The 24,395-nt window shown below is 73.6% G+C and carries 18 protein-coding genes and 1 pseudogene; 9 read left to right on the forward strand and 10 right to left on the reverse strand.

Annotation, left to right across the window (positions count from 1 at the left end):
- Window positions 1-28 precede the first annotated feature (28 nt).
- Both ACZ3J7_RS04845 and ACZ3J7_RS04850 read left to right on the forward strand, forming a co-directional pair.
- Window positions 29-1,282, forward strand: coding sequence for a hypothetical protein (locus ACZ3J7_RS04845; RefSeq protein ID WP_465617249.1), 1,254 nt, complete (start codon window positions 29-31; stop codon window positions 1,280-1,282).
- A gap of 26 nt (window positions 1,283-1,308) precedes the next feature.
- Window positions 1,309-1,524, forward strand: coding sequence for an FmdB family zinc ribbon protein (locus tag ACZ3J7_RS04850; RefSeq protein WP_465616898.1), 216 nt, complete (start codon window positions 1,309-1,311; stop codon window positions 1,522-1,524).
- A gap of 124 nt (window positions 1,525-1,648) precedes the next feature.
- Here the strand turns inward: ACZ3J7_RS04850 and ACZ3J7_RS04855 are convergent, their stop codons facing one another.
- From ACZ3J7_RS04855 to ACZ3J7_RS04865, 3 genes and pseudogenes are all read right to left on the reverse strand, one after another.
- A complete protein-coding gene (locus ACZ3J7_RS04855; protein ID WP_465616900.1) occupies window positions 1,649-2,467 on the reverse strand; it encodes an HAD family hydrolase in 819 nt (272 codons plus the stop codon).
- Between the two features lie 31 nt (window positions 2,468-2,498).
- A pseudogene (locus ACZ3J7_RS04860) lies at window positions 2,499-5,016 on the reverse strand (phosphoribosyltransferase).
- A 245-nt stretch (window positions 5,017-5,261) separates the two neighbouring features.
- The gene (locus tag ACZ3J7_RS04865) at window positions 5,262-6,434 is read right to left on the reverse strand and encodes an HpcH/HpaI aldolase/citrate lyase family protein (protein WP_465616902.1); all 1,173 of its coding nucleotides are present in this window, start codon (window positions 6,432-6,434) and stop codon (window positions 5,262-5,264) included.
- A 314-nt stretch (window positions 6,435-6,748) separates the two neighbouring features.
- Here ACZ3J7_RS04865 and ACZ3J7_RS04870 point away from each other — a divergent pair, with 314 nt between their 5' ends.
- Window positions 6,749-7,810 carry a TerD family protein gene (locus ACZ3J7_RS04870; protein ID WP_465616904.1) on the forward strand — a complete coding sequence of 354 codons (1,062 nt, stop codon included), beginning with the start codon at window positions 6,749-6,751 and terminating at the stop codon, window positions 7,808-7,810.
- 40 nt (window positions 7,811-7,850) lie between these two features.
- Here the strand turns inward: ACZ3J7_RS04870 and ACZ3J7_RS04875 are convergent, their stop codons facing one another.
- Window positions 7,851-8,594 carry a TerD family protein gene (locus ACZ3J7_RS04875; RefSeq protein WP_465617251.1) on the reverse strand — a complete coding sequence of 248 codons (744 nt, stop codon included), beginning with the start codon at window positions 8,592-8,594 and terminating at the stop codon, window positions 7,851-7,853.
- A gap of 216 nt (window positions 8,595-8,810) precedes the next feature.
- Here ACZ3J7_RS04875 and ACZ3J7_RS04880 point away from each other — a divergent pair, with 216 nt between their 5' ends.
- On the forward strand, window positions 8,811-9,959 hold the full coding sequence (locus ACZ3J7_RS04880; protein WP_465616906.1) for a DUF2637 domain-containing protein: 1,149 nt from the start codon (window positions 8,811-8,813) through the stop codon (window positions 9,957-9,959).
- 79 nt (window positions 9,960-10,038) lie between these two features.
- On the opposite strand, the gene ACZ3J7_RS04885 is transcribed toward ACZ3J7_RS04880, so the two are convergent.
- Together ACZ3J7_RS04885 and ACZ3J7_RS04890 are read right to left on the reverse strand one after the other, a co-directional pair.
- Window positions 10,039-11,121, reverse strand: coding sequence for a DUF475 domain-containing protein (locus ACZ3J7_RS04885; protein WP_465616907.1), 1,083 nt, complete (start codon window positions 11,119-11,121; stop codon window positions 10,039-10,041).
- Between the two features lie 60 nt (window positions 11,122-11,181).
- Entirely contained in the window at window positions 11,182-11,757 is a 576-nt protein-coding gene (locus ACZ3J7_RS04890; RefSeq protein ID WP_465616908.1) for a TerD family protein, read from the reverse strand.
- Window positions 11,758-12,157: 400 nt separating this feature from the next.
- On the opposite strand from ACZ3J7_RS04890, the gene ACZ3J7_RS04895 reads away from it, so the two are divergent.
- Window positions 12,158-14,530 (forward strand): protein kinase domain-containing protein, encoded by a 2,373-nt coding sequence (locus ACZ3J7_RS04895; RefSeq protein WP_465616910.1) that lies wholly within the window; start codon window positions 12,158-12,160, stop codon window positions 14,528-14,530.
- A 58-nt stretch (window positions 14,531-14,588) separates the two neighbouring features.
- Here the strand turns inward: ACZ3J7_RS04895 and ACZ3J7_RS04900 are convergent, their stop codons facing one another.
- The 3 genes from ACZ3J7_RS04900 to ACZ3J7_RS04910 form a co-directional block, all read right to left on the reverse strand.
- Complete coding sequence (locus tag ACZ3J7_RS04900; RefSeq protein ID WP_014135608.1) at window positions 14,589-15,164, reverse strand: TerD family protein; 576 nt, start codon at window positions 15,162-15,164, stop codon at window positions 14,589-14,591.
- 149 nt (window positions 15,165-15,313) lie between these two features.
- Window positions 15,314-15,772 (reverse strand): peroxiredoxin, encoded by a 459-nt coding sequence (locus tag ACZ3J7_RS04905; RefSeq protein ID WP_465616913.1) that lies wholly within the window; start codon window positions 15,770-15,772, stop codon window positions 15,314-15,316.
- 214 nt (window positions 15,773-15,986) lie between these two features.
- On the reverse strand, window positions 15,987-16,424 hold the full coding sequence (locus ACZ3J7_RS04910) for a DUF3052 domain-containing protein (protein ID WP_465616915.1): 438 nt from the start codon (window positions 16,422-16,424) through the stop codon (window positions 15,987-15,989).
- Between the two features lie 467 nt (window positions 16,425-16,891).
- On the opposite strand from ACZ3J7_RS04910, the gene aceE reads away from it, so the two are divergent.
- On the forward strand, window positions 16,892-19,642 hold the full coding sequence (gene aceE, locus ACZ3J7_RS04915) for a pyruvate dehydrogenase (acetyl-transferring), homodimeric type (protein WP_465616917.1): 2,751 nt from the start codon (window positions 16,892-16,894) through the stop codon (window positions 19,640-19,642).
- 165 nt (window positions 19,643-19,807) lie between these two features.
- On the opposite strand, the gene ACZ3J7_RS04920 is transcribed toward aceE, so the two are convergent.
- Window positions 19,808-21,403 (reverse strand): MFS transporter, encoded by a 1,596-nt coding sequence (locus tag ACZ3J7_RS04920; RefSeq protein WP_465616919.1) that lies wholly within the window; start codon window positions 21,401-21,403, stop codon window positions 19,808-19,810.
- A gap of 243 nt (window positions 21,404-21,646) precedes the next feature.
- On the opposite strand from ACZ3J7_RS04920, the gene ACZ3J7_RS04925 reads away from it, so the two are divergent.
- The 3 genes from ACZ3J7_RS04925 to ACZ3J7_RS04935 all read left to right on the forward strand — a co-directional run bounded on the left by ACZ3J7_RS04925 (window position 21,647) and on the right by ACZ3J7_RS04935 (window position 24,332).
- On the forward strand, window positions 21,647-22,315 hold the full coding sequence (locus ACZ3J7_RS04925; protein ID WP_465616921.1) for a TetR/AcrR family transcriptional regulator: 669 nt from the start codon (window positions 21,647-21,649) through the stop codon (window positions 22,313-22,315).
- Window positions 22,316-22,377: 62 nt separating this feature from the next.
- On the forward strand, window positions 22,378-23,658 hold the full coding sequence (locus ACZ3J7_RS04930) for a sensor histidine kinase (RefSeq protein ID WP_465616923.1): 1,281 nt from the start codon (window positions 22,378-22,380) through the stop codon (window positions 23,656-23,658).
- Window positions 23,655-24,332: a response regulator gene (locus tag ACZ3J7_RS04935; protein ID WP_465616925.1), complete on the forward strand. Its 678-nt coding sequence runs from the start codon at window positions 23,655-23,657 to the stop codon at window positions 24,330-24,332. Before ACZ3J7_RS04930 ends, ACZ3J7_RS04935 begins: the two co-directional genes overlap by 4 nt.
- Window positions 24,333-24,395 lie beyond the last annotated feature (63 nt).

The raw sequence follows: 24,395 nt of genomic DNA on the forward strand, positions 1-24,395 counted from the left end.
GATACGGAGCGGGGAGCGCGTGGTGAGGGTGGCCGGCGGCGGTGGCGGAGGGCGGGGCGGCTGGTGGGGCGGCGGCCGTCGGGACGGCGCGCGTGCGGACGCCAGGGCGGCCCGGGAGGCGGCCCAGGAGTCGTTCTACGAGCTGGACTCCGCCCAGCGGGACGCGCTGCTCGCGGTGGAGACCGTGAAGTCCGCGGGCGACCCGGCCGCCGCCCGCCGGGTCGAGCGGGAGTTCGCCGACCTGACCGCCCGGATCGACCAGGTCACCGTGGCCTACCTGGGCGCGCTGGACGCCGTCGACCTGGAGTCCGCCGAGAGCGACCCGGGCGCGGTGGCCCGGGCCCGGCAGCAGCTCGACCAGGCCAAGCGCGAGCTGGACGCCAAGCGCGCCGAGCTGGACACCTTCGTCAACCGCCTGCAGCCGGCCCTGGACCAGGCCGAGGCCCAGCTGATCCGGGTCACGCCCGCCGTCGAGCAGGCCCGGCAGGCGCTGCTCGGCGCGACCACCGCGCTGGAGCAGGCCCGCGGCGCGGGTCTGCGCGCGGACGACCTGGCGGCCCGGCTCGCCGAGCTCGCGCCCGAGCTGACCCGGCTGAACCAGGGCGTCGCCCAGCACGGCGTCCCCGCCACCCTGCAGCGCGCCGAGGACGTCACCCGCCGGGCCGAGGCGATCCGCACCGAGGCCGCGCAGCTGCCCGAGCGGGCCACCGAGATCGACCACCGGGTCGCCTCGCTGCGCACCCGGATCGACGCCCTGGAGAACCGCGCCCCCACCGTCGACCCGGCGCTCAGCGAGCTGCGCCGCCGGTTCTCCACCTCCTGCTGGCAGGACCTGCAGCAGGTGCCCGCGCAGACCGCGGACGCCGTCCGCACCGCCCGCGGCAGGCTGGCCGAGGCCGTCCGGGCCCGCGACGAGCAGCGCTGGGCGGACGCGACGGCGGCGATCGGCACCGTGCGCGCGCTGCTCGACACGGCCGGGGGCGCGGTCACCGCCGTCAACGAGCGGCTGCGGCAGCTCAACGAGGTCCAGCACGACCCGCAGCGCGAGATCGAGCGGGCCCGGTTCGCGATCCGCGACGCCCAGCGCCTCGCGATGGCCGGCCGACAGGCGCCCGACCCGCGGCACGCCGGGCCGCTCGACGCCGCCGTGGGCCGCCTCGACCGGGCCGTCGCCGCGCTGGAGGAGTCCGGCCGGCACCCCGACTACTGGCACTTCCTGACCGAGCTGGCCGCCGTCCGGGAGACCGCGGCCGAGGTGGTCACGATGATCCGGGGCCACTGAGCCGTCCGCTGGGTACCCTGCTCGGTATGCCTCGTTACGACTTCCGCTGCCGCTCCTGCGGCACCACCTTCGAGCTCGACCGCCCGATGGCCCGGGCCAACGAACCGGCCGCCTGCCCCGCCGGGCACCCCGACACCGTCAAGCTGCTCTCGGCGGTCGCGGTCACCGGCGCGAAGGCCTCCGCGCCGAGCGGCGGCGGGGGTGGCGGGGGCGGCTGCTGCGGCGGGGGCTGCTGCGGCTGAGCCCCCGGGTGGTCCGGGACCGGAGGCGTCCTGCCGTTTCCGGTCCCGTCCCGGCGCTCCGCCCTTCCGGCGTTCCGGCGTTCCGGCGTTCCGGCGTTCCGGCGTTCCGGCGTTCCGCGGAGCGTCAGGCGATGTGCTTGAGCATCTGGCGCAGGATCTCCTCCCCCGCGCGCACGCCGGTCTCGGCGAGCGCGGTGACGCCGTCCGCCGTCCAGCCGGTCTCGGCGAGTTCGCCGTGGCCGGGGCGCCAGGCGTGGTCGGCGGCGCGGAGGAGGTCGACGTCGAGCAGGGAGTCGCCGGCGGCGAGGACGGTGTCGGCGCCGGTGCGCCGGCGGACCTCGTCGAGCGCGGTGCCCTTGGAGAGCGGGGCGGGGACGGCGTAGACCTTGCGGCCCTGGAGGGAGACCGTCCAGCCGCGTTCGGCGCACCAGGCGGTGAGGTCGTCGATCCAGCCGGGCGGGAGGTCGGCGCGCTCGACGACCAGGTAGACGAAGAGCTCGTCGGCGATCCGCCGCTTGTGGGTCCACTCCGGGTCGGCGGCGAGGGCGAGGTGCTCGACGACCTGGGCGAGCGGGGCGCTGCGCTCGTCGAGGCGGGTGCGGATCTCCTGCTGCCAGTCCTGGTCGGGGACGCCGTCGACCAGCAGCTGGCCGCCGTTGGCGCAGACCGCGTACGGGGGGACCCAGGCGGCGTCGGGGCCGGGGAGGTGGATCCGCTCGTACTGGGCGCGGGTGCGGGTGGTGACCGGGACGACCGGGACGAGGGCCGCGATCTCGGCGAGCAGGGCGGCGGCCTGCTCGGTCATGAAGGAGAGCGCCCTGCCGTCGTGCACCTCCACCGCGAGGAGCCGCGGGGCGAGCCGGTCGGGCACGTCCAGGGCGAGGGCGCGGTTGGAGTAGACGAGGGTGCGGTCGAGGTCGCTGGCGACCAGGAACTGCGGCACGGGCGGGGTCTCCTTCGTTCGGGGGCGGGGGTCAGGTGTGGACGGCGGTGCCGTCCGGGCCGGTGGCCCCGCGGGTGTAGCGCGGGTGGATCAGGCCGACGCAGGTGTACGGCAGGTCGTCGGTCTCCTCGACCGGGACGCCGCGCTGCTCGGCCAGCAGCCGGACGTGGTCGAGGTCGGCGCCGGCGCCCCGGCGGGCCAGGATCCGCCAGGGGACGCGGCGCAGCAGGACCCGGGTGGTCTCGCCGACGCCGGGCTTGACCAGGTTGACGCTGTCGATGCCGTACTCGGCGCTGATCCGTTCGACGGCGGCCCAGCCCTCCCAGGTGGGGGTGCGGTCGGTGGTGGCGAGCCGGGCGGTCTCGGCGGCGACGGCGTCGGTGACGGCGGGGAACGCGGCGGCGACGGTGTCGACGAAGTGGCGGGAGACGTCGGCGCCGGCCAGCTCGCGGTAGAACTTGGCGCCGTGGAACTCGTCCGGTCCGGTCAGGTCGGCGCGCAGCACGGTGCGGGAGACCAGGCCGGAGACGGTGGAGTTGAGGCAGGCGGAGGGGATCAGGAAGTCGTCCCGGGTGCCGTAGGTGCGCACGCAGCCGCCGGGGTCGGCGAGGACGGCGAGGTCGGGGTCGAAGCCGGTGCCGGCCAGGGCCTGGTCGAGTTCGCGGGTGATGGCGCCCTTGCCCGTCCAGCCGTCGACGAAGACGACGTCGGCGGGGCGGTGGTGGGCGGCGAGGTGGCGCAGGGCGACCCGGTCGATGCCGCGGCCGCGGACGATGGAGACGGTGTAGTGCGGCACGTCGAGGCCGTGGGCGTGGGCGAGCCAGCGGCGGATCAGGATGCCGACGGGGGTGCCGGCCCGGGCTAGCGAGGCGAGCACCAGGTGCGGGCCGCGCTCGCGCAGCAGGGTCTCGGCGACGGCGCCGACGGCGGTGGCCAGCCGGGTGGTGGAGGCGCCGAGGGCGGTGTGGAAGAGCTGCTGGTAGGCGGCGCTGGGCTGGTACTCGACCGGCAGCGACTCGGCGTAGTGGGCGCCGCCGGACTGCACGGCCTCCTCGCGCTCCTCGGTGGGCGCTTCGAGGTGGACGTCGGAGAGGTCCTTGAGCAGCCAGGTGACGTCGGCGGCCGGGTAGCTGGAGAAGGCCGGCCCGTGCAGCGGGCGGGCGGCGGGCGGGGAGGGGACGGTGTGTGCGGTCATGCGGGTGCCTTCGACGGGTACGGAGTCATGCTCGGGCAGCGGGGCGTCGGGCGGGTGGCGCGGGGCGGTACGACGGGAGAACGGCGAGCACCACCCGGTCGGTGGTGGTGCGCAGGGCGGGCAGCAGGGCGGCGGGGCCGTGGTGCAGGGCGGGGGTGTCGGCGGGGTCGTCGACGACCAGGACGACGGTGTCGAAGCGGCGGGCGGGGTCGGCGCCGGCGGCGACGTTGTAGGCGTAGCGCTCGGTGGTGCGGTCGGCGGGGTCGTCGTGGGCGGCGAAGGCGAGGCGGGTGCGGATCGCGTAGCCGGGGTCGTCGAGGGCGAGGACCGGGGAGCGGGTGGTGGTGGAGAACCGCACCTCGGTGTCGGGACGGGCCCGCTGGAGGGCTTCGGCGAGCCGCAGCGGGGCGTACATCAGCTCCTCGCAGCCGAGCACCAGCACCCGGCGGGCCCGGGGGCCGACGGCGGTGGCGAGGGCGGCGCCGAGGTCGGGCAGGGCGGCGTCGAGGCGGCGGCGGTGGGCGGGGGTGAAGCCGTGCCGGCCGCCGTCGGGCAGGTCGGCGGGCCAGGGCAGGTCGGCCCGGGCGAGTTCGCCGGGCGGGCCGGCGGGGGGCCGGGGCGCGGGGGCGGCGGCGATCAGTTCGCGGGCCCGGTCCAGGACGCCGTCGGGCAGGTCGACGCCGCCGGCGGCGGTGGCGACCAGGTCGAGGCGGGCGCCGAGCTCGGCGGCGGCGGCGCGCAGGCGCTCGCGGTCGGCGGGGGTGCGCAGGTCGACCAGGGCGACGGCGACGTACCGCTCGCGCGGGTGGGCGGCGTGCAGGGCGCGGATGGTGTTGATGACGGTGGTGCCGGTGGAGAACTCGTCGTCGACCAGGACGAGCGGGCCGTCGCCGGCCAGCAGCGCGGGGTCCTCGGGGAGCAGCAGGTGGCTGGTGGCGTGCGAGTGCTCCTCCTCGAAGCCGCCGAGCGGAGCGACGCCGGGGACGGGCCGCCGGGTGGAGTGCAGGTAGGGGGCGTCGAGGCCGTCGGCGACGCTGTGGCCGAGGGCGGTGGCGGTCTCGGCGTAGCCGAGCACGACGGCGCGCGCGGCGTCCGCCGGGCCGAGCAGGTCGGCGACCCGGCGGCCGAGGTCGACCCCGGCGCCGTGCACGACCTCGGGCCGCTGCGGGACGTGCTTGCCCAGCACCCGGGAGACCAGCAGGTGGGCGCGCTTGGGGTTGACCCGCAGGGCGAGGCCGATCAGTCCGGGCAGCCCGGGGTCGCCGGTCAGGCGCAGGCCGAGCCGGTCGGTGACCCACTGGCCGGTCCAGGGGTCGGCCCCGACGGGCCCGGGGGCGGTGGTGTCGGCGGTCATCGGGGGCTCCTCTCGACGAGCAAGGCGGTGCGGGCGGTTCGGGCGGGGCGGGCGGCGGTGCGGAGGGGGCGGGTGGTGCTGGTGGGACGGACGCGGGCGCGCGTCCGCCCGGTTCGTTGTCGAGGGTACGGGGCCCGGCGGCGCCCGCGGATCAGCCGACCGGCCGGGCGGGCGGCACCGTCGGCCGGCCGCCCCGTCAGCCGCTCGGTCGACCCGGCGTCAGGAAGCCTCTATGGAACGGCACTTCAGCCGATGCAGGCGGACAGCAGCTCCGCGAAGGTGACCTCGGGCCGGGCGACGCCGAACACCTCGGCCCGCAGCAGCACCCGCTCGGCCCAGGCGCGGTGCGGCTTGGCCTCGTTCATCTTGTTGGTGTACGCCGAGCGGCTGACCCCGCCGCCGCCGCGGTGCTGCTGCAGGATGTCCCGGGCGTCGCACAGCTCCTCGTGGGTGACCACGGAGAGCGCGTGCACGGCGGCGACGTGGCTGGGGTGGATGCAGGTCTTGCCGAGCAGGCCGTTGGCCCGGTCGAGTTCGATCTCCCGGATCAGGCCGTCCAGGTCGTGCTCGATCAGCCGCTGGCGGACCCGGTCGGCGGGCGGGGTGACCTCGGCGAACGGGGTGCGGCGCAGCTGGGGCTTGAACATCCGCTCCTGGAGCGGGAAGTACTCCCAGACCGGTCCGGTGACGGTGTGCCCGGTGCCGTCGGCCCGGCCGAGCACGTTGACCACGTCGCCGATCACGCCGGCCACCAGGGCGACGTCGTAGGCGGTCAGGTCGGGCGAGCGGCGCAGCCCGTACGCGGAGCACAGGTCGGTGACGCCGAGCCGGACGGCCAGCACGCGGGCGCGGTGCTTGTCGAGCAGCCGGGCGATGCCGTGCAGCTGCTCGCGGCGGCTCTCCAGGTGGGCGAGTTCGGGCGATTCGAGCACCGGCATGACGAACAGCCGCTGCCCGGTGCGCTCCTCGGCGGCGGTCAGCGCCTCCAGGAAGGGCAGGCCGCTGTCCTCGGTGAACTTGGGCACCACGAAGCCGCTGAGCAGGCGCAGCGCCGGGCCGAGGCGGGCGGCCAGGTCGGTGATCTGCTCGGCGGCCCGGACCCGGACGAACAGCAGCGGCAGGTCCGCGTCGGCGTCCTGTCCGGCGAGTTCGGTGAGCTGGGCGACCAGGTTCTGCTCGGCGTCGTCGACCTCGTGGTCGGCGATCGCGTCCTCCAGGCAGAGCACCATGGAGACCACGCCGCGGGCGGCCTGCTTGCGGACGTCGCGGGCCAGGGTGGTCCGGGTGGCGGGGCTGTAGAGCGTGGCGCCGAGGGCGGTGGCGAGGACGGCGGCCTCGCTGTCGCGGTCGAAGGGGGCGGGCTGCTCGTGAAAGAGCCGGCTGCGGACGTCGTCCGCGAGATGCCCGAAGTGGCGCAAGGTGCTCTCCCGCTGTGGTCTGGTGGGCCCCGCCGGCGGCGGGAACGGCTGACGCCTTCGTCCTCACCTTGGGACGGTCGGCGCGGCCGGAAAGTTCGCCGGAACGCCGGCGCCGTCACGGGGTGGGGACCACCGGGGCCGTTGGCCGCTTATCGTACGACCGGATGACCTCGACCAAAGAGTTCGAAACATCGAATTCTCGCAACATTGTCGGCCCCGTCATCGACTCCGCCGTCCGGCCCGGCGGCTCACCGGCGCGCCGTGCCGCGCCCCGCGTTGTCCCGGGCCCCCGGCAGGCGGCAGGATGGTGCGCTATGACGCACGTGATGGCGAAGGGCGCCAACATCCCGCTGACGGCCGCCGCCGTCCGTGCCGTCCTGTGCTGGACGGACTCCCCGGGCATCCCGGACGTGGACGCCTCGGCCCTGCTGCTGACCGCCCACGGCAAGGTCCGCGACGACTCCGACTTCGTGTTCTACAACCAGCCCCGGCACCCGTCCGGCCTGGTCCGGCACCTGCCGAAGCAGGTCGTGGACGGAACGGTCCGGGACGGGCTGGAGATCGACCTGTCCCAGCTGCCGTCCGAGGTCGACAAGGTGGTGCTGGCCGGCTCCGCGGAGGGCGGCGCCTTCCCGGCGGTGCCGGACCTGCGGGTGCTGCTGTTCGACGCGGCCGCGCCCGAGGGGACGCCCGCGCTGGCCGAGTTCGCGGTCGACGAGCAGGAGCCGGTGACCGCCCTGGTGGCCGCCGAGCTGTACCGCCGGGCCGGCGGCTGGAAGTTCCGCGCGGTCGGCCAGGGCTACGCGGACGGGCTGGTCGCGCTGGCCACCGACTTCGGCATCGCCGTCGAGGACGAGGCCGCGTCCGGCCCCGTCGACGGCTCCGCGGTCGACCTGACCGACCGCAGCGGCGACCCGCGCGTCCCCGGCCCGAGCGCCCCCGAACCGGAGCCGGAGCCGCAGCGGCGGCCCGCGCCGCTCCCGGTCGACGAGGACGACTGGACGCTCGCCCCGGCCACGCCCACCCCGGCGCCGCCCGTGCGGGCCCCGGCCGCCCCGCCGCCGCCCCCGCCGGCGCTGCCGCCGACCGTCCACCACGCCCAGCAGCCCGGTTACGGCTACCCGCCGCCGCAGCCGGGCTACGGCTACCCGCCCCAGCAACCCCCGCAGCAGCCGCAGCAGCCGCCCGGCGGTTACGGCTACCCGCAGCCCGCCGCCGCCCAGGGCTACGGCTACCCGCCCCAGCAGCCGGGCTACGGCTACCCGCCGCAACAGCCCCAGCAGCCCCCGCAGCAGCAGCCCCAGCCGCAGCCCCCGCAGCAGGCGGGCCCGCCGTTCGCGCTGCCGCCGCAGGGCCCGCAGTTCCAGCCCCGCTGAGCCGCCGGCCCGACCCCCTCCCCGCCCACCGGGACCACGATCAACTCCCGGGCGCGGAGGGGGTCTTGTAGCCGCGCTCCCACTGCATGCCGAAGCCGTACAGCCGGTCCAGGTCGGACTGGAACCCGTGCACGTACCGCACCTCGCGGCGGATCGTCAGCTTGCCCTCGCCGTCGTTCTCGATCAGCACCACCGCGCACGAACGGGCCGCCGGGGCGCGCTCGTCGAGCTTGATCTCGATCCGCGGGCCGCTCTGCGGGACGATGGTGACCACCGCCTGGGTGCGGTCGAAGGCCGGGGTGTCGTCGTAGATGTAGACGAACACCAGCAGGCGCTTGAACTGGTCCTTCTTCTCCAGGTTGACGTGCATGGTCTCGCCGGAGGGCGCGCCGGAGACGTCGTCGCCGGAGAGCTTGATGTACGGCGGCTTGTTCAGGTCGCCGAAGAGCCGGCCCAGCGGTTGCACCACGCCCCGGGTGCCGTCGGCGAGTTCGTACATGCAGGCCAGGTCGAGGTCGACGCCGACGGGCGCGGCGCCGCCCGCCGCGGTGTCCAGCGGGCGCAGGATCCGCGGGTCGAAGAAGCGGCGCAGCGCGCCGGCGGCGCTGGGGCGTTCGACGGTGCGGGTGGACCAGTGCAGGTTGATGTAGAGGTAGCCGGTGGTGGCCGCCGTGCCGGTGATCGCGTGGTGCGGTCGGGACTTGGTGAGGGTGATCTTGAACTGCCCCCCGGTGTCGAAGCTGTCGCCCCGGTCCCCCTTCAGGAACTCCCACACCGAAACCATCGTGTCCTCCCCCAGCACCGGTACCTTCTCGCCCTCTCCATACCCACCCGGAGGGTCCTGAGTCAACGTCAAGCGTACGGTGCGGCCTGCTGGCAGAGGGTTCGTCACTCCCGTACGATGCCTGCCCCCCGGACGCGATATCGTCTCTCCGCACAGGTGTACCGTGCGTCACCTCTCTTCCCCCCTGCCCTGCGGAAAGCCGAGGCCCTCCCCGCGATGAACCTCTCCTCCATACAGCTGGTCTGGGCCGTGGTGGGCGGTGCAGCACTGCTGTTCACCGCCATCCTGGTGGCCTTCCTGCGCTTCAAGAACAACAGGTCCGACGACTCCTCCTCGTCGGGCGACTCGTGGGAGCGCAGCGAGGAGCGCCGCCGCCGCAAGGAGGCCATCTACGGCGGCGCCTCGTACGTGCTGCTGTTCTGCTGCGCCGGCGTGGCCGCCGCGCTGTCGTTCCACGGCCTGGTCGGCTTCGGCCAGCAGAACCTGAACCTGTCGGGCGGCTGGGAGTACCTCGTCCCGTTCGGCCTGGACGGCGCGGCCATGTTCTGCTCGGTGCTGGCCGTCCGCGAGGCCAGTCACGGTGACGCCGCGCTCGGCTCGCGCATGCTGGTCTGGCTGTTCGCGGTCGCCTCGGCGTGGTTCAACTGGGTGCACGCCCCGCGCGGCGGCGCGCACGACGGCGCCCCGCAGTTCTTCGCCGGCATGTCGATCTCGGCGGCCGTGCTGTTCGACCGGGCGCTGAAGCAGACCCGCCGGGCGGCGCTGCGCGAGCAGGGCCTGGTGCCCCGCCCGCTGCCGCAGATCCGGGTGGTGCGCTGGCTGCGCGCCCCGCGCGAGACCTACGCGGCCTGGTCGCTGATGCTGCTGGAGAACGTCCGCAGCCTGGACGAGGCCGTCGAGGAGGTCCGCGAGGAGCGGCAGGCGAAGATGGACGCGAAGCTGCGCGCCCGCAGCGCCGACCGCCGCGAGCGGGCCGAGCTGAAGGCGATCGCCCGCCAGGGCGGCGTGCTGGCCCGCGCCCGGCACGCCCGCCAGGTGCCCGCGCTGGCCGCGGCCGGCGGCGACGCGTCCTCCGCAACGGAGCCTGCCCTAGCCCCCGAGGAGACCACCCTGGACCGGGTGAGCGCCTCCGCCCTGGAGCCCGCCGCCCTGAACGCCGGCCGCCGCCCCCGCGCCGCCGTCGAGTCCACCAGCACCGGCTCCTCCTCGTCGTCGTCCTACTCGTCGAGCGGCGCCGACTCCTCCCCGTACGGCTCCTCGTACTCCTCCAGCGTCGACCTGACGACGGACGAGGACACCCTGTCGATGCCGAAGCTGGACTCGCTGGAGCGCAAGCTCCGGGCGATCGAGCAGCAGCTCGGCTGACCCGCCCGCAGTACGCCGAAGGCCGCACCCCCGGGGATCCCCCCGACGGGCGCGGCCTTCGGCGTGCGTGGGCGTCCGGCTAGCCGTCCGCGCCCTCCGGCACCTCCTGGTGCCGCTTGTTGCGGATGATCGAGGAGGCCAGCGCCGCGCCGATGAAGGCGACGCCGATCAGGCCGGTGACGATCTCCGGGATGTGGTACTTGATCGAGGCGAGCAGGATCAGCGCCAGCGCGCCGATCGCGTAGTGCGCGCCGTGCTCCAGGTACACGTAGTCGTCCAGGGTGCCCTTGCGGACCAGGAAGACGGTCAGCGACCGGATGTACATGGCGCCGATGCCCAGGCCCAGGGTGATCTGGAAGATGTCCTGGGAGATCGCGAACGCGCCGACCACGCCGTCGAAGGAGAACGACGCGTCGAGGACCTCCAGGTAGATGAAGAGGAAGAACGCGGCCTTGCCGCCGACCTGGACGATCGACTTGCCGCTGCGCTCGGCCGCCTCCTCGGCCTCCTGCTGCTCCTCCAGGCCGGACTCGAAGACCTCGGAGAGCCCGTTGACGGCCAGGTAGGTGGCGAGGCCGCAGACACCGGCCAGCAGCACCGTCTCGGCGCGGTCACCGGCGAAGAAGCGGGAGGACAGGGCGAGCACCACCAGGGCGACGACCGAGGAGAGCGCGTCCAGCCGGCCGATCTTCTCCAGCGGCTTCTCCAGCCAGCGCAGCCAGTTGAAGTCCTTCTCCTCGAAGATGAAGTCGAGGAAGATCATCAGCAGGAAGACGCCGCCGAAGGCCGCGATGGCCGGGTTGGCCATGTCGAGGTACTCGGCGTAGGTGTGGCCGTCGTGGGTCTTGCCGGAGTCGAGCGCCAGCTCGATGACGGTGCCCGGGCTGAGGTGCGCGGTGAGGCCGACGACCAGCAGCGGGAAGACCAGCCGCATGCCGAAGACCGCGATCAGCACGCCGACCGTGAGGAACAGCTTCTGCCAGAAGGCGTTCATCCGCTTCAGGACGGTGGCGTTGACGACGGCGTTGTCGAAGGACAGGGAGATCTCGAGGATCGAGAGGATCAGGACGACGCCGAATCCTTCGGCCCCCCAGATCAGGCCGGCGGCGATCAGGCCGGCGATCGTGATGGCGAAGGACCATCCGAACGTACGGAGGAACACGGGGTCAGCTGCCTTTCTGGCGGCCGGGAACGACCTCGTCCCGGCTTGACGGTGGTGCGGTTACTGGACGTTGACGCCGAAGTCGAGGGCGATGCCGCGCAGGCCCGAGGCGTAGCCCTGGCCGACCGCGCGGAACTTCCACTCGCCCTGGTAGCGGTAGAGCTCGCCGAAGATCATCGCGGTCTCGCTGGAGGCGTCCTCGGAGAGGTCGTAGCGGGCGATCTCGCTGCCGTCCTCCATGTTGACCACCCGGATGTAGGCGTTGGAGACCTGACCGAAGCTCTGCAGCCGGGCGTCGGCGTCGTAGATGGAGACGGCGAACACGACCTTGTCGATCTGGACCGGCACCAGGTCGAGGTGGACCTGCACCACCTCGTCGTCGCCGTCGCCGTCGCCGGTCAGGTTGTCGCCCTGGTGCTCGACCGAGCCCTCGGGGCTGCGCAGGTTGTTGTAGAACACGAAGTACTCGTCACTGGCGACCCGGCCGCCGGAGCACAGCAGCGCGCTCGCGTCCAGGTCGAAGGGCGCGCCGGTGGTGGACCGGGCGTCCCAGCCGAGGCCGATCTGCACCTGCGTCAGGTTCGGTGCGGCCTTGGTCAGCGAGACGTTCCCGCCCTTGGCGAGGGTGACGGACATCTGACTTCCTCCCAAGCTCCCGTCTCCGGGGCTCCCGGGGCGTGCGTTCGGTGGACTGCCGTCGGCCGCCCGGGAGGGCCTGGTCCGGCGGGGGCGCCCGGTGACGCACCCCCCAGAGATCTACGCCCCCGCGCGGCCGTGCAGTGCTGCACACCCGACTGAACTTCCTGAACTCGCCCGGCACCCGGCCAAGTCGCCCGCCCCGGCGGCCTCGGACCGCCCCGCGCACGCACCCCGGCCGGTGTGCGGACCGCCGCCGAATCTATCAAGCGCCCGCCCCCGTCCCCTCGCCGCCGACCCGCCGCCTACCCGCCGGGGGCGGCCGGTACGCTGCCGGGACCGCCGGGACGAACCATCGCGCGGCACCACCACACGGACGAACAGAGGGAGCGCGGTAGCGATGCCGTTCCAACCGCTCGACCGGACCGACCCCGAGTCGGTCGGCCCCTACCACCTGCTGGCCAGACTCGGCGTCGGCGGCATGGGCCGGGTGTACCTGGCCCGCTCCGCCGGCGGCCGGACGGTCGCGGTCAAGGTGGTCCGCGCCGACCTCGCCGGGGACGCCGACTTCCGTGAGCGGTTCCGCCGCGAGGTGTCCGCCGCGCAGTCCGTCGGCGGCACCTTCACCGCGCCGGTGGTGGACGCCGACCGGGACGGCCCCTCGCCCTGGCTGGCCACCGCGTACGTGCTCGGGCCGGCGCTGGACGACGCGGTGCGCGCCCACGGGCCGCTGCCGGTGGAGGCGGTGCGCACCCTCGGCGTGGGCCTGGCCCAGGCACTGTCCGCGATCCACGCGGCGGGCCTGGTGCACCGCGACCTCAAACCGTCCAACGTGCTGCTGGCCGCCGACGGGCCCCGGGTGATCGACTTCGGCATCGCCCGGGCGCTGGACGGCGACCGGATGACCTCGACCGGCGTGGTGGTCGGCTCACCCGGCTTCATGAGCCCCGAGCAGGCGGCCGGCCGCCGCCTCGGCCCGGCCGGGGACGTGTTCTCGCTCGGCTCGGTGCTGGTGTACGCCGCCACCGGCCACGGCCCGTTCGACCGCTCCGAGGACGGCGGGGCGCCGTCCGCCGCCTCGCTGCTGTACCGGGTGGTGCACGACCGGCCCGACCTGGCCGACCTGCCCGAGCCGCTGCGGGCCGCGGTCACCGCCTGCCTGGCCAAGGACCCGGAGGCCCGGCCGGCGCCCGCCGAGCTCGGCGCGCTGCTGGGCGAGCCGGTCGCCCCGGCCCGCTCCGGCTGGCTGCCCGCCGCGCTCGCCTCGGAGATCGCCACCCGCGCCGCCGAGGTGATGGACCTGGAGGCCCCGGTCCGCCCGGCCGACCCGCGCGCGGCCGCCGTCGCACCGGCCGCCGTCCCCACCCCCACCGAGGTCTCGCTCCCCGGGGCGCCCACCGCCGTCGACCCCGGCACCGTCCGGCTGCGCGCCACCGACCCCGCGGCCGCGCCGGCCGGGCACCCCACCGCGCCGGTCGCCCCGGCCCGCCCGTCCCGCCGGGCGCTGCTGCTCGGCGGCGGCGCGGCGGTGCTGGCCGGCGCGGGCGGCCTGACCGCCTGGGCGCTCGGCGGCGGCGCGGGGCCGGACCCGGCGCCGAAGCCCGCCCCGCCGACCGGCACCGGCACCCCGGTCACCCCCGCCGCGTCCGGCACCGCCCCCAGCCGGGCCCCCGGCATGCCGCCCGCGCCGCTGTGGACGTACCGGACCGAGGCGAGCAACGTCGGCAGCGTCGGCCTGGTCTTCTCCCCCGGCCTGCTGCACATCGGCAACGCCGACCTGATCACGGTGGACCTGTCCGACGGCAGGCAGAAGTGGATCACCAAGGACGCGATGGCCTACCACCTGGCCTGCGCGGGCGGCACGATCAGCTACGGCACCGTCGCCGACCTGATCACGGTGGACGCCGCCACCGGCACCGTGCTGTGGAAGTACCGTCCCGAGCCGGCGAAGCCGAACGGCGTGCAGATCGCCTCGGACACGGTGCTGAACGCCGACGACCGCGCCGTGTACGCGATGTGCGCCTACCTGAAGCTGGACGACAAGGGCGTCACCGACGCGGGCGCGAAGACCGAGAAGGGCATCATGGCGCTGTCCCGCAAGGACGGCTCGATGCTGTGGAACCAGCACCGGCAGCAGACCGCCGACTACACGGTCAGCTCGGTCCTCACCCCGGACGCCCTGCTCTACACCGACAGCAAGGAGAACCTGGTCGCCCGGTCGCTGGCCGACGGCACCCAGACCTGGTTCGCCACCACCAACTCCCGCTCGGCGTACCAGCCGGTGGTGCAGGACGGCCTGGTGTTCTGCTCGGCCGAACCGAACGGCGTCCAGGGCGTGCGGGTCTCCGACGGCAAGCAGGTCTGGGCGAAGACCTCGGACCGCTCGACCCGGATGTGGTACGGGGCGCCCGCGGCCGGCGGCCACGTCCTGTACTCGGTGCTCGGCGGCATGACGCTGACCTACCAGGGCACCACCTACACCCCGACCGCCCCGACCCGGGTGGTGGCGTTCGACGCGGCCGACGGCACCGAGCTGTGGCACCTGGAGCTGCCCAGCGAGGTGTCGATGGACACCAACCCGGTGCTGGTCAAGGACACCCTGTTCGTACCGACCGCGGACCGCGGCGTCTACGCCGTCGACGTGGTGGGCCACAAGGTCCGCTGGGTCTTCCAGACCAACGCGGGGGCCGAGCTGCCCTGGCACCTGGCCGGCAACGGGGAGCTGCTGATCGCCGTCCAGGGCAACCAGGTGATGGCCCTCCCGCCGGAGTAGGACGACGGACAGGGCGGCCCCGCGCGCGGAGCCGCCCCGCCGGGGCCGTGCCGACCGGTCAGACGTTGACGCCGAAGTCCTGGGCGATGCCGCGCAGGCCGGAGGCGTAGCCCTGGCCGATGGCGCGGAACTTCCACTCGGCGCCGTTGCGGTACAGCTCGCCGAAGACCATCGCGGTCTCGGTCGAGGCGTCCTCGGAGAGGTCGTAGCGGGCGATCTCGGCGCCGCCGGCCTGGTTCAGCACCCGGATGAACGCGTTGCGGACCTGGCCGAAGCTCTGCTGCCGGTTCTCCGCGTCGTAGATCGACACCGGGAAGACGATCTTCGTGATCTCGGCCGGGACGTTGGCCAGGTCGACCTTGACCTGCTCGTCGTCGCCCTCGCCCTCGCCGGTGAGGTTGTCGCCGGTGTGCTCGACCGAGCCGTCGGCGCTCTTCAGGTTGTTGAAGAAGATGAAGTCGGCGTCGGAGCGGACCTTGCCCTGCTCGGTGCAGAGCAGCGCGCTGGCGTCCAGGTCGAAGTCCGTGCCGGTGGTGGTGCGCACGTCCCAGCCGAGGCCGACGACCACGGCGGTCAGGCCGGGCGCCTCCTTGGTGAGCGAGACATTGCCGCCCTTGCTCAGGCTGACACCCACGTGGTCCTCCAAGAAGTTCGATTTCCCGGTCCGTCAACGGCCCGATCGTAGTGCCGGGTTCCCGGCCCGCGGCGCCGACCGGCCCGGCGCGGCGCGACTTCCGCCCCGCCGGGCCGGTCCGACTGCCCCGGGCCGGGCCCGGGCGGGCCTCAGAGCGCGCCGAGGGCGGCCAGGTACTCCTGGGTGTCCCGGGCGTCCGGCAGGCCGTTCACGACGCTCCAGCGGACCACGCCCTCCTTGTCGATGACGAAGGTGCCGCGGACCGCGCAGCCCTTCTCCTCGTTGAAGACGCCGTACGCGCGGGAGACCTCGCCGTGCGGCCAGAAGTCCGACAGCAGCGGGTACTCCAGGCCCTGCTGGTCACCGAAGACCCGCAGCGAGAACGGCGAGTCGTTGGAGACGGCGAGCACCTGCACCTCGTCGTTCTGCAGGCGCGGCAGCTCCTTCTGGATCTCGCAGACCTCGCCGGTGCAGACGCCGGTGAAGGCGAACGGGTAGAAGACCAGGACGACGTTCTTCTCGCCGCGGAAGTCGGACAGCCTGACCGACTCGCCGTGCTGGTTGCGGAGCTCGAAGTCCGGGGCCTGGGTGCCGATCTCGACGGTCATGGAAGGACCTTCCTGCCTGAACGGTGGTGGACGGTGGTGCGCTCGGGACGATCCTCCCACCCGCGGCCCCCGGTTCGACCGTCCGGGTGAGCCCGCGCGCCCGTCCGGGCGATCCGTTCGCCCTGGGTGAACACGGTGCGGCGGGCCCCGGAACGCGGACGGGCCCCGCCGGCGCGTTCGCCGGCGGGGCCCGCCACGGGTGGTGCTCCGAAGGTCAGCGCTTGCCGGCCTTCGAGGCCTTGGGGGTGGCCAGGCGGGTTCCCGCCCAGTCCTTGGCGATCGCCACCGAGCTGGTCTGCGACAGACCGGCGGTCTTCGCGGCGTCGGCGATCTCGTGCGCCTCGACGTGCCCGTCTCGGCCGGTCTTCGGGGTGAGCAGCCAGATCAGGCCGCCCTCCGCCAGGTACTCCAAGGCGTCGACCAGGGAGTCGGTGAGATCCCCGTCCTCGTCGCGGTGCCACAGCAGGACGCCGTCGGCGACGTCGTCGTAGTCCTCGTCGACGAGTTCGGTGCCAGTGATCTCCTCGATCCCCTCGCGGAGCTGCTGGTCACTGTCTTCGTCGTACCCGAGCTCCTGGATGATCTGGCCCTCTTCGAAGCCGAGACGAAGCGCCGGGTTGGACTTGTCCGCGGGGTCCGCGGTCGCGCTCACGGGAATAACCTCCAGTATTCGGCCCGGCGTCCATGCCGGGGCTGTGGCCGTAGTCCACACGGGAGCGGCGGTTCGCGCAAGTACCCGACCCCCGATCCCACCCAAAGGTTGACGTGTCGCCGGGCGACACGCCGCCCACTGTGGTGGTGAACACACCCATATGTCCCTGTCCGTACCGACAAGGTTGCTTCGTCTCGTACCCGCCCGCGGCCCGTTCACCCCCCGTACGCCTGCCCGAGATGCGAACGGCATTCGGGTGGGGGCGGGGTGCGGGCGTAAAGTCTCCTGTTGGCCCTCATCCCGGTCGGCCGCCATCGTCCGCCCGGGTCCAAGGTCAAACCACCTCCTGACCGTCCCGTCCACCAGGCGGAACGGTTACCGATCGGTAGAGATGACGGATCTCCGAAAGCGGTAGCACGATGGAGGCGGCGCGACAACTCAGTTTCGACCGACAGTGAAGGAACAGCGTGGCTTCCGGATCCGATCGCAACCCGATCATCATTGGCGGCCTCCCGAGCCAGGTCCCGGACTTCGATCCCGAGGAGACCGCGGAGTGGCTGGAGTCGCTTGACGCTGCCATCGACGAGCGGGGGCGCGAGCGTGCCCGCTACCTCATGCTGCGGCTGATCGAGCGCGCCCGTGAGAAGCGCGTGGCCGTGCCCGAGATGCGCAGCACGGACTACGTCAACACCATCGCCACCAAGGACGAGCCGTTCTTCCCCGGCAACGAGGAGATCGAACGCAAGATCCTGAACGCTACGCGCTGGAACGCGGCCGTCATGGTCTCCCGCGCCCAGCGTCCCGGCATCGGCGTCGGCGGGCACATCGCCACCTTCGCCTCCTCCGCGTCGCTGTACGACGTGGGCTTCAACTACTTCTTCCGCGGCAAGGACGCCGACGGCGAGTCGGGCGACCAGGTCTTCTTCCAGGGCCACGCCTCGCCCGGCATCTACGCCCGCGCCTTCCTGCTGGACCGACTGACCGAGCAGCAGCTCGACGCGTTCCGGCAGGAGAAGTCCAAGGCGCCGTTCGGCCTCTCCAGCTACCCGCACCCTCGGCTGATGCCGGACTTCTGGGAGTTCCCGACCGTCTCGATGGGCCTCGGCCCGCTCGGCGCGATCTACCAGGCCCGGATGAACCGCTACCTGGAGCACCGGGGCATCAAGGACACCTCCGACTCGCAGGTGTACGCCTTCCTCGGCGACGGCGAGATGGACGAGCCCGAGTCGCTCGGCCAGCTCTCGCTGGCCGCCCGCGAGGGCCTGGACAACCTGACGTTCGTGGTCAACTGCAACCTGCAGCGCCTGGACGGCCCGGTCCGCGGCAACGGCAAGATCATCCAGGAGCTGGAGTCGCAGTTCCGCGGCGCCGGCTGGAACGTGATCAAGCTGGTCTGGGACCGCAGCTGGGACCCGCTGCTGGCCCAGGACCGCGACGGCGTCCTGGTGAACAAGCTGAACACCACCCCGGACGGCCAGTTCCAGACCTACGCCACCGAGACCGGCGCGTACATCCGCGAGCACTTCTTCGGCGGCGACCTGCGCCTGCGCGCCATGGTCGAGAACATGACCGACCACCAGATCCAGCACCTGGGCCGCGGCGGCCACGACCACCGCAAGGTCTACGCCGCGTTCAAGGCCGCCCGCGAGCACAAGGGCCAGCCGACCGTCATCCTGGCGCAGACCGTCAAGGGCTGGACGCTGGGCCCCAACTTCGAGGGCCGCAACGCCACCCACCAGATGAAGAAGCTGACGGTCGAGGACCTGAAGCGCTTCCGCGACCGGCTGCACCTGCCGATCACCGACAAGCAGCTCGACGAGGGCTACCCGCCCTACTACCACCCGGGCCGCGACTCGGAGGAGATCCAGTACATGCACGACCGCCGCGAGGAGCTCGGCGGCTACGTGCCCACCCGCAAGGTGCGCCCGCGCAAGCTCGAACTGCCGGGCGACGACGCGTACAAGGCGGTCAAGAAGGGCTCCGGCAACCAGACCATCGCCACCACCATGGCGTTCGTCCGGGTGCTCAAGGACCTGATGCGCGACAAGGGCATCGGCAACCGCTTCGTGCCGATCGCGCCCGACGAGTACCGCACCTTCGGCATGGACTCGCTGTTCCCGTCCGCCAAGATCTACAACCCGCTCGGCCAGACCTACGAGTCGGTCGACCGCGAGCTGCTGCTGGCGTACAAGGAGTCCCCGTCCGGCCAGATGCTGCACGACGGCATCTCCGAGGCCGGCTGCACCGCCTCGCTGATCGCGGCCGGCTCCTCGTACGCGACGCACGGCGAGCCGCTGATCCCGGTGTACGTCTTCTACTCGATGTTCGGGTTCCAGCGCACCGGCGACCAGTTCTGGCAGATGGCCGACCAGCTGGCCCGCGGCTTCGTGATCGGCGCCACCGCCGGCCGCACCACGCTGACCGGCGAGGGCCTGCAGCACGCCGACGGCCACTCGCAGCTGCTGGCCTCCACCAACCCCGGCGTGGTCGCCTACGACCCCGCCTACGGGTACGAGATCGCCCACATCATGCAGGACGGCCTGCGCCGGATGTACGGCTCCTCCGCCGAGCACCCGCACGGCGAGGACGTCTTCTACTACATCACCGTCTACAACGAGCCGATCAAGATGCCCGCCGAGCCGGAGAACGTCGACGCCGACGGCATCCGCAAGGGCCTCTACAAGCTCTCGGACGGCACCGCCGGCCAGATCCCCGCGCAGCTCCTCGCCTCCGGCGTGGCGGTGCCGTGGGCCCTGGAGGCGCAGCGGATCCTCGCCGAGGAGTGGAACGTCAAGGCGGACGTCTGGTCGGCGACCTCCTGGAACGAGCTGCGCCGCGACGCCGTCGAGGCGGAGGAGTTCAACCTGCTGCACCCGGAGGAGCCGCAGCGCGTCCCGTACGTGACCACCAAGCTCTCCGGGGCCGAGGGTCCGTTCGTGGCCGTCTCCGACTGGATGCGCGCCGTCCCGGACCAGATCGCCCGCTGGGTCCCCGGCCAGTACCAGTCGCTGGGCGCCGACGGCTTCGGCTTCGCCGACACCCGCGGCGCGGCCCGTCGCTTCTTCCACATCGACGCGCAGTCGATCGTCCTGGCCACCCTCACCGAGCTGGCCAAGCAGGGCAAGATCGACCGCTCGGCCCTGAAGGACGCGATCGACCGCTACCAGCTGCTCGACGTGGCGGCGGCCGACCCCGGCGCCGCGGGCGGCGACGCCTGAGCACCGGCCTCCGGCGAAAGGCCCGCCCGGGGAGGGAATTTCCCTCCCCGGGCGGGCCTTTCCGCTTGTCCGCGGCCGCCCGCGCGGCTCCCGCGGACGGAGAACGGGATCCGCCCGGGGCGGAGGGTTCTCCTCCCCGGGCGGATCCGCGAGCGGTGCGTCGTGTCAGATGTGGACCGAGGGTCCGCTCTCGTTCACGCCGCGGCGGGTGAGCAGGCCCAGGCCCGCCGCCGCCAGGGCGACGACCGCGGCGACCACGAAGGCCACGCCCATGCCGCTGACGAACGAGGAGTGCACGGCGTCGGCGACGCCGCGGGCGAACTCCGGCGTGGCGGTCGGGCCGAGGTCGGCCGCCTGCGGGGCGATGCCGAGCTGCGCGCCCTGCTTGAGCAGTTCGCCCTGTTCGCCGGTCGGGAAGGGGGCGCCGGTGGCGGCCCACTTGCCGGGCAGTTCGCTGGTGACCTTGGAGGCCATCACCGCGCCGAGGACGGCGGTGCCGAGGCTGCCGCCGACCTGCATCGCGGCCTGCTGGAGGCCGCCGGCCACGCCGGACAGCTCCAGCGGGGCGTTGCCGACGATGACGTCGGTGGCGCCGACCATGACCGGGCTGAGGCCCAGGCCCATCAGCAGGAACCAGAGCGACATGACGCCGTTGCCGGAGTCGACGTCCAGGGTGGACATGCCGATCATCGCGGCGGTGGTGAGCAGCATGCCGCCGACGATCGGGATCCGCGGGCCGACCTTGCCGATCAGGAAGCCGGCCACCGGCGCGCCGACGATCATCATGCCGGTCATCGGCAGCAGGTGGACGCCGGCGTCGACCGGGGCCATCCCGTGCACGTTCTGCAGGTAGAAGGTGACGAAGAAGACGCCGCCGAAGAAGGCGAAGGCCATCAGGACCATCAGCAGGGTGCCGGCCGAGAGCGGCACCGAGCGGAACAGCGACAGCGGGATCAGCGGTTCCCTGGCGTAGTTCTGCCAGACCGCGAAGAGCGCCAGGGCGAGCAGCGCGCCGCCGAGGAAGAGCAGGGTGAGCGGGTCGCCCCAGCCCCAGCTCGGGGCCTTGATGATGCCCCAGACCAGCATGAACATCGCGCCGGAGAGCAGCACGATGCCGGGGACGTCGAAGGACTTGGCGGCGTTCTCGGCCCGGACGTCCTTGAGCACCAGCAGGCCCAGGACGAGGGCGATGACGCCGACCGGGATGTTGATGTAGAACACCGACTCCCAGTTGACGTGCTCGACCAGCAGGCCGCCGACGATCGGGCCGGCCGCGGTGGAGGCGCCGATGACGCCGCCCCAGATGCCGATCGCCATGTTGAGCCGGTCGGCGGGGAAGGCCCCGCGCAGCAGGCCGAGCGCGGCGGGCTGCAGCAGCGCGCCGAACAGGCCCTGCAGCACGCGGAAGAGGATCACCTGCTGGATCGAGCCGGCGAAGGCGATCGCGGCGGAGGTGGCGGCGAAGCCGACCGCGCCGACCAGGAAGGTGCTCTTGTGGCCGAACCGGTCACCGATCTTGCCGGCGGTGATCAGGAAGACGGCCAGGGCCAGCAGGTAGCCGGAGGTGACCCACTGGATGTCGGACGGGCTGGCGTTCAGGTCCTTGGCGATGGCCGGGTTGGCGATCGCGACCACGGTGCCGTCGAGGGCGACCATCATGACGCCGACGGCGACGGTGAGCAGCGTCAGCCAGGGGTGTCCCCGGAGTCGGCCGCCCGCGGTCGGAACCGCTTCCTTGTCGAGTACTACGGACTGGCTCATGTCTCGGGACTTCCCCGTTCGTGTGGTGTCGCTGGGACCGCTGGGAGCGCTGGGAACGTGAACGGCGGCGTCCGGCCCTCACTCCCTCCCGGCCCCCCGGGGGGCGGGAGGTGCGCCCCTCCACGGGCTCCGGGACGGGCGGGCACCGCCACCGCGGAACATTATGGCAGCTACTGACATTCGACAAAGGGTGACTCCTGTCACCTGGTGCCAGTTGCCGATCACGGCGCTATCGTTGGCTCCATGGCCACCCCCACCACCGCCGCCGACCCGCAGCCCGTCGGCCTGCGGGAACGCAAGAAGCGGCGCACCCGGGACGCCCTGGTCGACGCCGCGCACCGGCTGTTCCTCTGCCACGGCTACGGGCGCACCACGGTGGACGAGATCGCGTCCGAGGTGGAGGTCTCCCAGCGCACCTTCTTCCGGTACTTCGCCAACAAGGAGGAGGTCGCCCTCGCGGTGCTGGCCGACGCCGAGGAGGCCTTCCTGGGCTTCCTGCGGGACCGCCCGGCCGCGGAGAACCCGCTGGAGGCGATGCGCGGCGCCGTCCGGGAGGTCTGGCAGTCCGTCGACCGCGGCGAGGGCACCGGCCCGGCCGCGCTGGAGCTGTTCGAGCTGATCGAGTCCACCCCGACGCTGCTCGCCGCCCACCTGCGGCACTCCCTCCAGCAGGAGGCCGAGGTCGCCCGGGTCCTGGCCGAGCGCGAGGGCCTCGACCCGGAGGTCGACCTCCGCCCCCGCCTGCTGGCCGCCGTCTTCGGCACCGTGGTGCGGATCTCGCACCTCTCCTACGCGGCCAGCCCGGCCGCCGACGGGCACTCGATGACCGGCATGCTCGACCTGATCGAGCGCCACTTCGACCAGCTCGGCCCGGCCCTGGCCGGCTCCTGGCGCCGCCCCCTACTCCGGTAGCCCCCGGACGCGCTACCGGGGTATGAGGACACCCGCCGGGCCGGCGACCTACCCTCGGCCCGGTGAACCCCTGGACCGAATTCCTGCGCGCTCTCACCGAACCGCTCGGCGACCACCGCCCGCCGCTGTCGACGGCCCGCCGGCCCTGGATCCGGCTGCTGCCCTACGGGCTGGTACTGGCGATGACCGGCTCGCTGCTGCCCACCGGCGTCGTCACGCTGCAGCGCTTCTACGGGGTGGACCCGGGGCTCGCCACCGCGCTCGCCGTGGTGCAGGCGGGCGCGCTGCCGCTGGCGCTGACCCGGCCGCTGCTCGCCTGGCAGCTGGTGGCGCCGTCGGTGCTGGTCGGCGCGGTCGCCACGCACGGCGCCGCCGCCGAGCAGCCCTGGCCGTGGCCGGTCACCACGCTGCTGGCGTACCTCTTCCTGATGGTCTTCCTGGCGATCCGGGAGCGCGGCCGCACCCTGCTCGCGGTCTGGGTGGTCACCTTCGTCGGCTGCAGCCTGAGCTGGACGGTCTTCAACGCGCACTTCGACGGCTCCTCGGTGGTCGCCGCCGCGCTGTCCGGCGTGCTGCTGCTGCTCGGCTGGAGCCTGCGCGGGCGCGGCGAGGCCAAGCGGCTGCTGGCCGAGCAGGAGCAGATCTCGGAGACCGAGCGGGCCCGGCGCACCCTGCTGGAGGAGCGCGCCCGGATCGCCCGCGAGCTGCACGACGTGGTCGCCCACCACATGTCGGTGATCACCGTGCAGGCCGACAGCGCCCCGTACCGGATCGAGGGCCTGCCACCGGCCGCCGTCGAGGAGTTCGGGCAGATCGCGGCCGCCGCCCGCGGCTCGCTGGCCGAGATGCGCCGCCTGCTGGGGGTGCTGCGGGCCGCCGACGCGGCCGCCGACAAGGCGCCGCAGCCGGGCCTGGACGACCTGCCGAAGCTGCTGGCCACCGTCGGGCAGGCCGGGGTGCGGGCCGAACTCGCCGTCGAGGAGGCGGTGTCGGCGCTCGGCCCGGTGCCCGAGGCGGTCGGCCTGTCCGCGTACCGGATCGTCCAGGAGGCGCTGGCCAACGTCGTCCGGCACGCCCCGGGCGCCACCGCCGGGGTGCGGCTGGCCGCGGCGGACGGCGCGCTGGTGCTGACCGTCCGCAACGACCCGCCGCCCGGCCGGGCCGCCGCCGTGGAGACCTCCGGCGGCACCGGGCAGGGGCTGGTCGGAATGCGCGAGCGCGTCCGCCTGCTGGCTGGCACCCTGGACACCGGTCCGACCGCCGACGGCGGCTACCTGGTGACCGCCGTCCTGCCGCTGGACGGCACCGGGCCGGGCCCGGAGTCAGGGGAGAGCACCGCATGACCATCCGCGTCCTCATCGTCGACGACCAGGCGATGGTCCGGGCCGGCTTCGCCGCCCTGCTCAACGCCCAGAGCGACATCGACGTGGTCGGCGACGCGGCCGACGGCAGGCAGGCGGTCGAGGCCAGCGGCCGCACCCACCCCGACGTGGTCCTGATGGACGTCCGGATGCCCGAGATGGACGGCCTGGAGGCCGCCCGCCGTCTGCTCGACCCGCCGCCCGGCACGGTCCACCGGCCGCGCGTCCTGATGCTCACCACCTTCGACGTCGACGACTACGTGTACGAGGCGCTGCGGGCCGGCGCCAGCGGCTTCCTGCTCAAGGACGCCCCGCCCGCCGACCTGATCGCCGCCGTCCGGGTGGTCGCGGCCGGCGACGCGCTGCTCGCCCCGTCCGTGACCCGCCGGCTGATCGCCGACTTCGCCCGCAACCGCCCCGCGCCGCGCCGCGACCCGCGGCTGCGGCTGAACGGACTGACCCCGCGCGAGACCGAGGTCCTCGAACTGATCGCCCGCGGCCTGTCCAACCAGGAGATCGCCGCCCGGCTGGTGCTCGCCGAGCAGACCGTCAAGACCCACATCGGCCGCATCCTCGCCAAGCTCGACCTCCGCGACCGCGCCCAGGCCGTCGTCCTCGCCTACGAGAGCGGCCTGGTCCAGCCCGGCGAGCGGTAGCGTCCGTCCCCCGGGTGACCCCCCGGTATGACACCGCTGTTGGCTCCGCGGTGTGACGCCCGC

The organism is Kitasatospora sp. NPDC015121, from assembly GCF_055562955.1.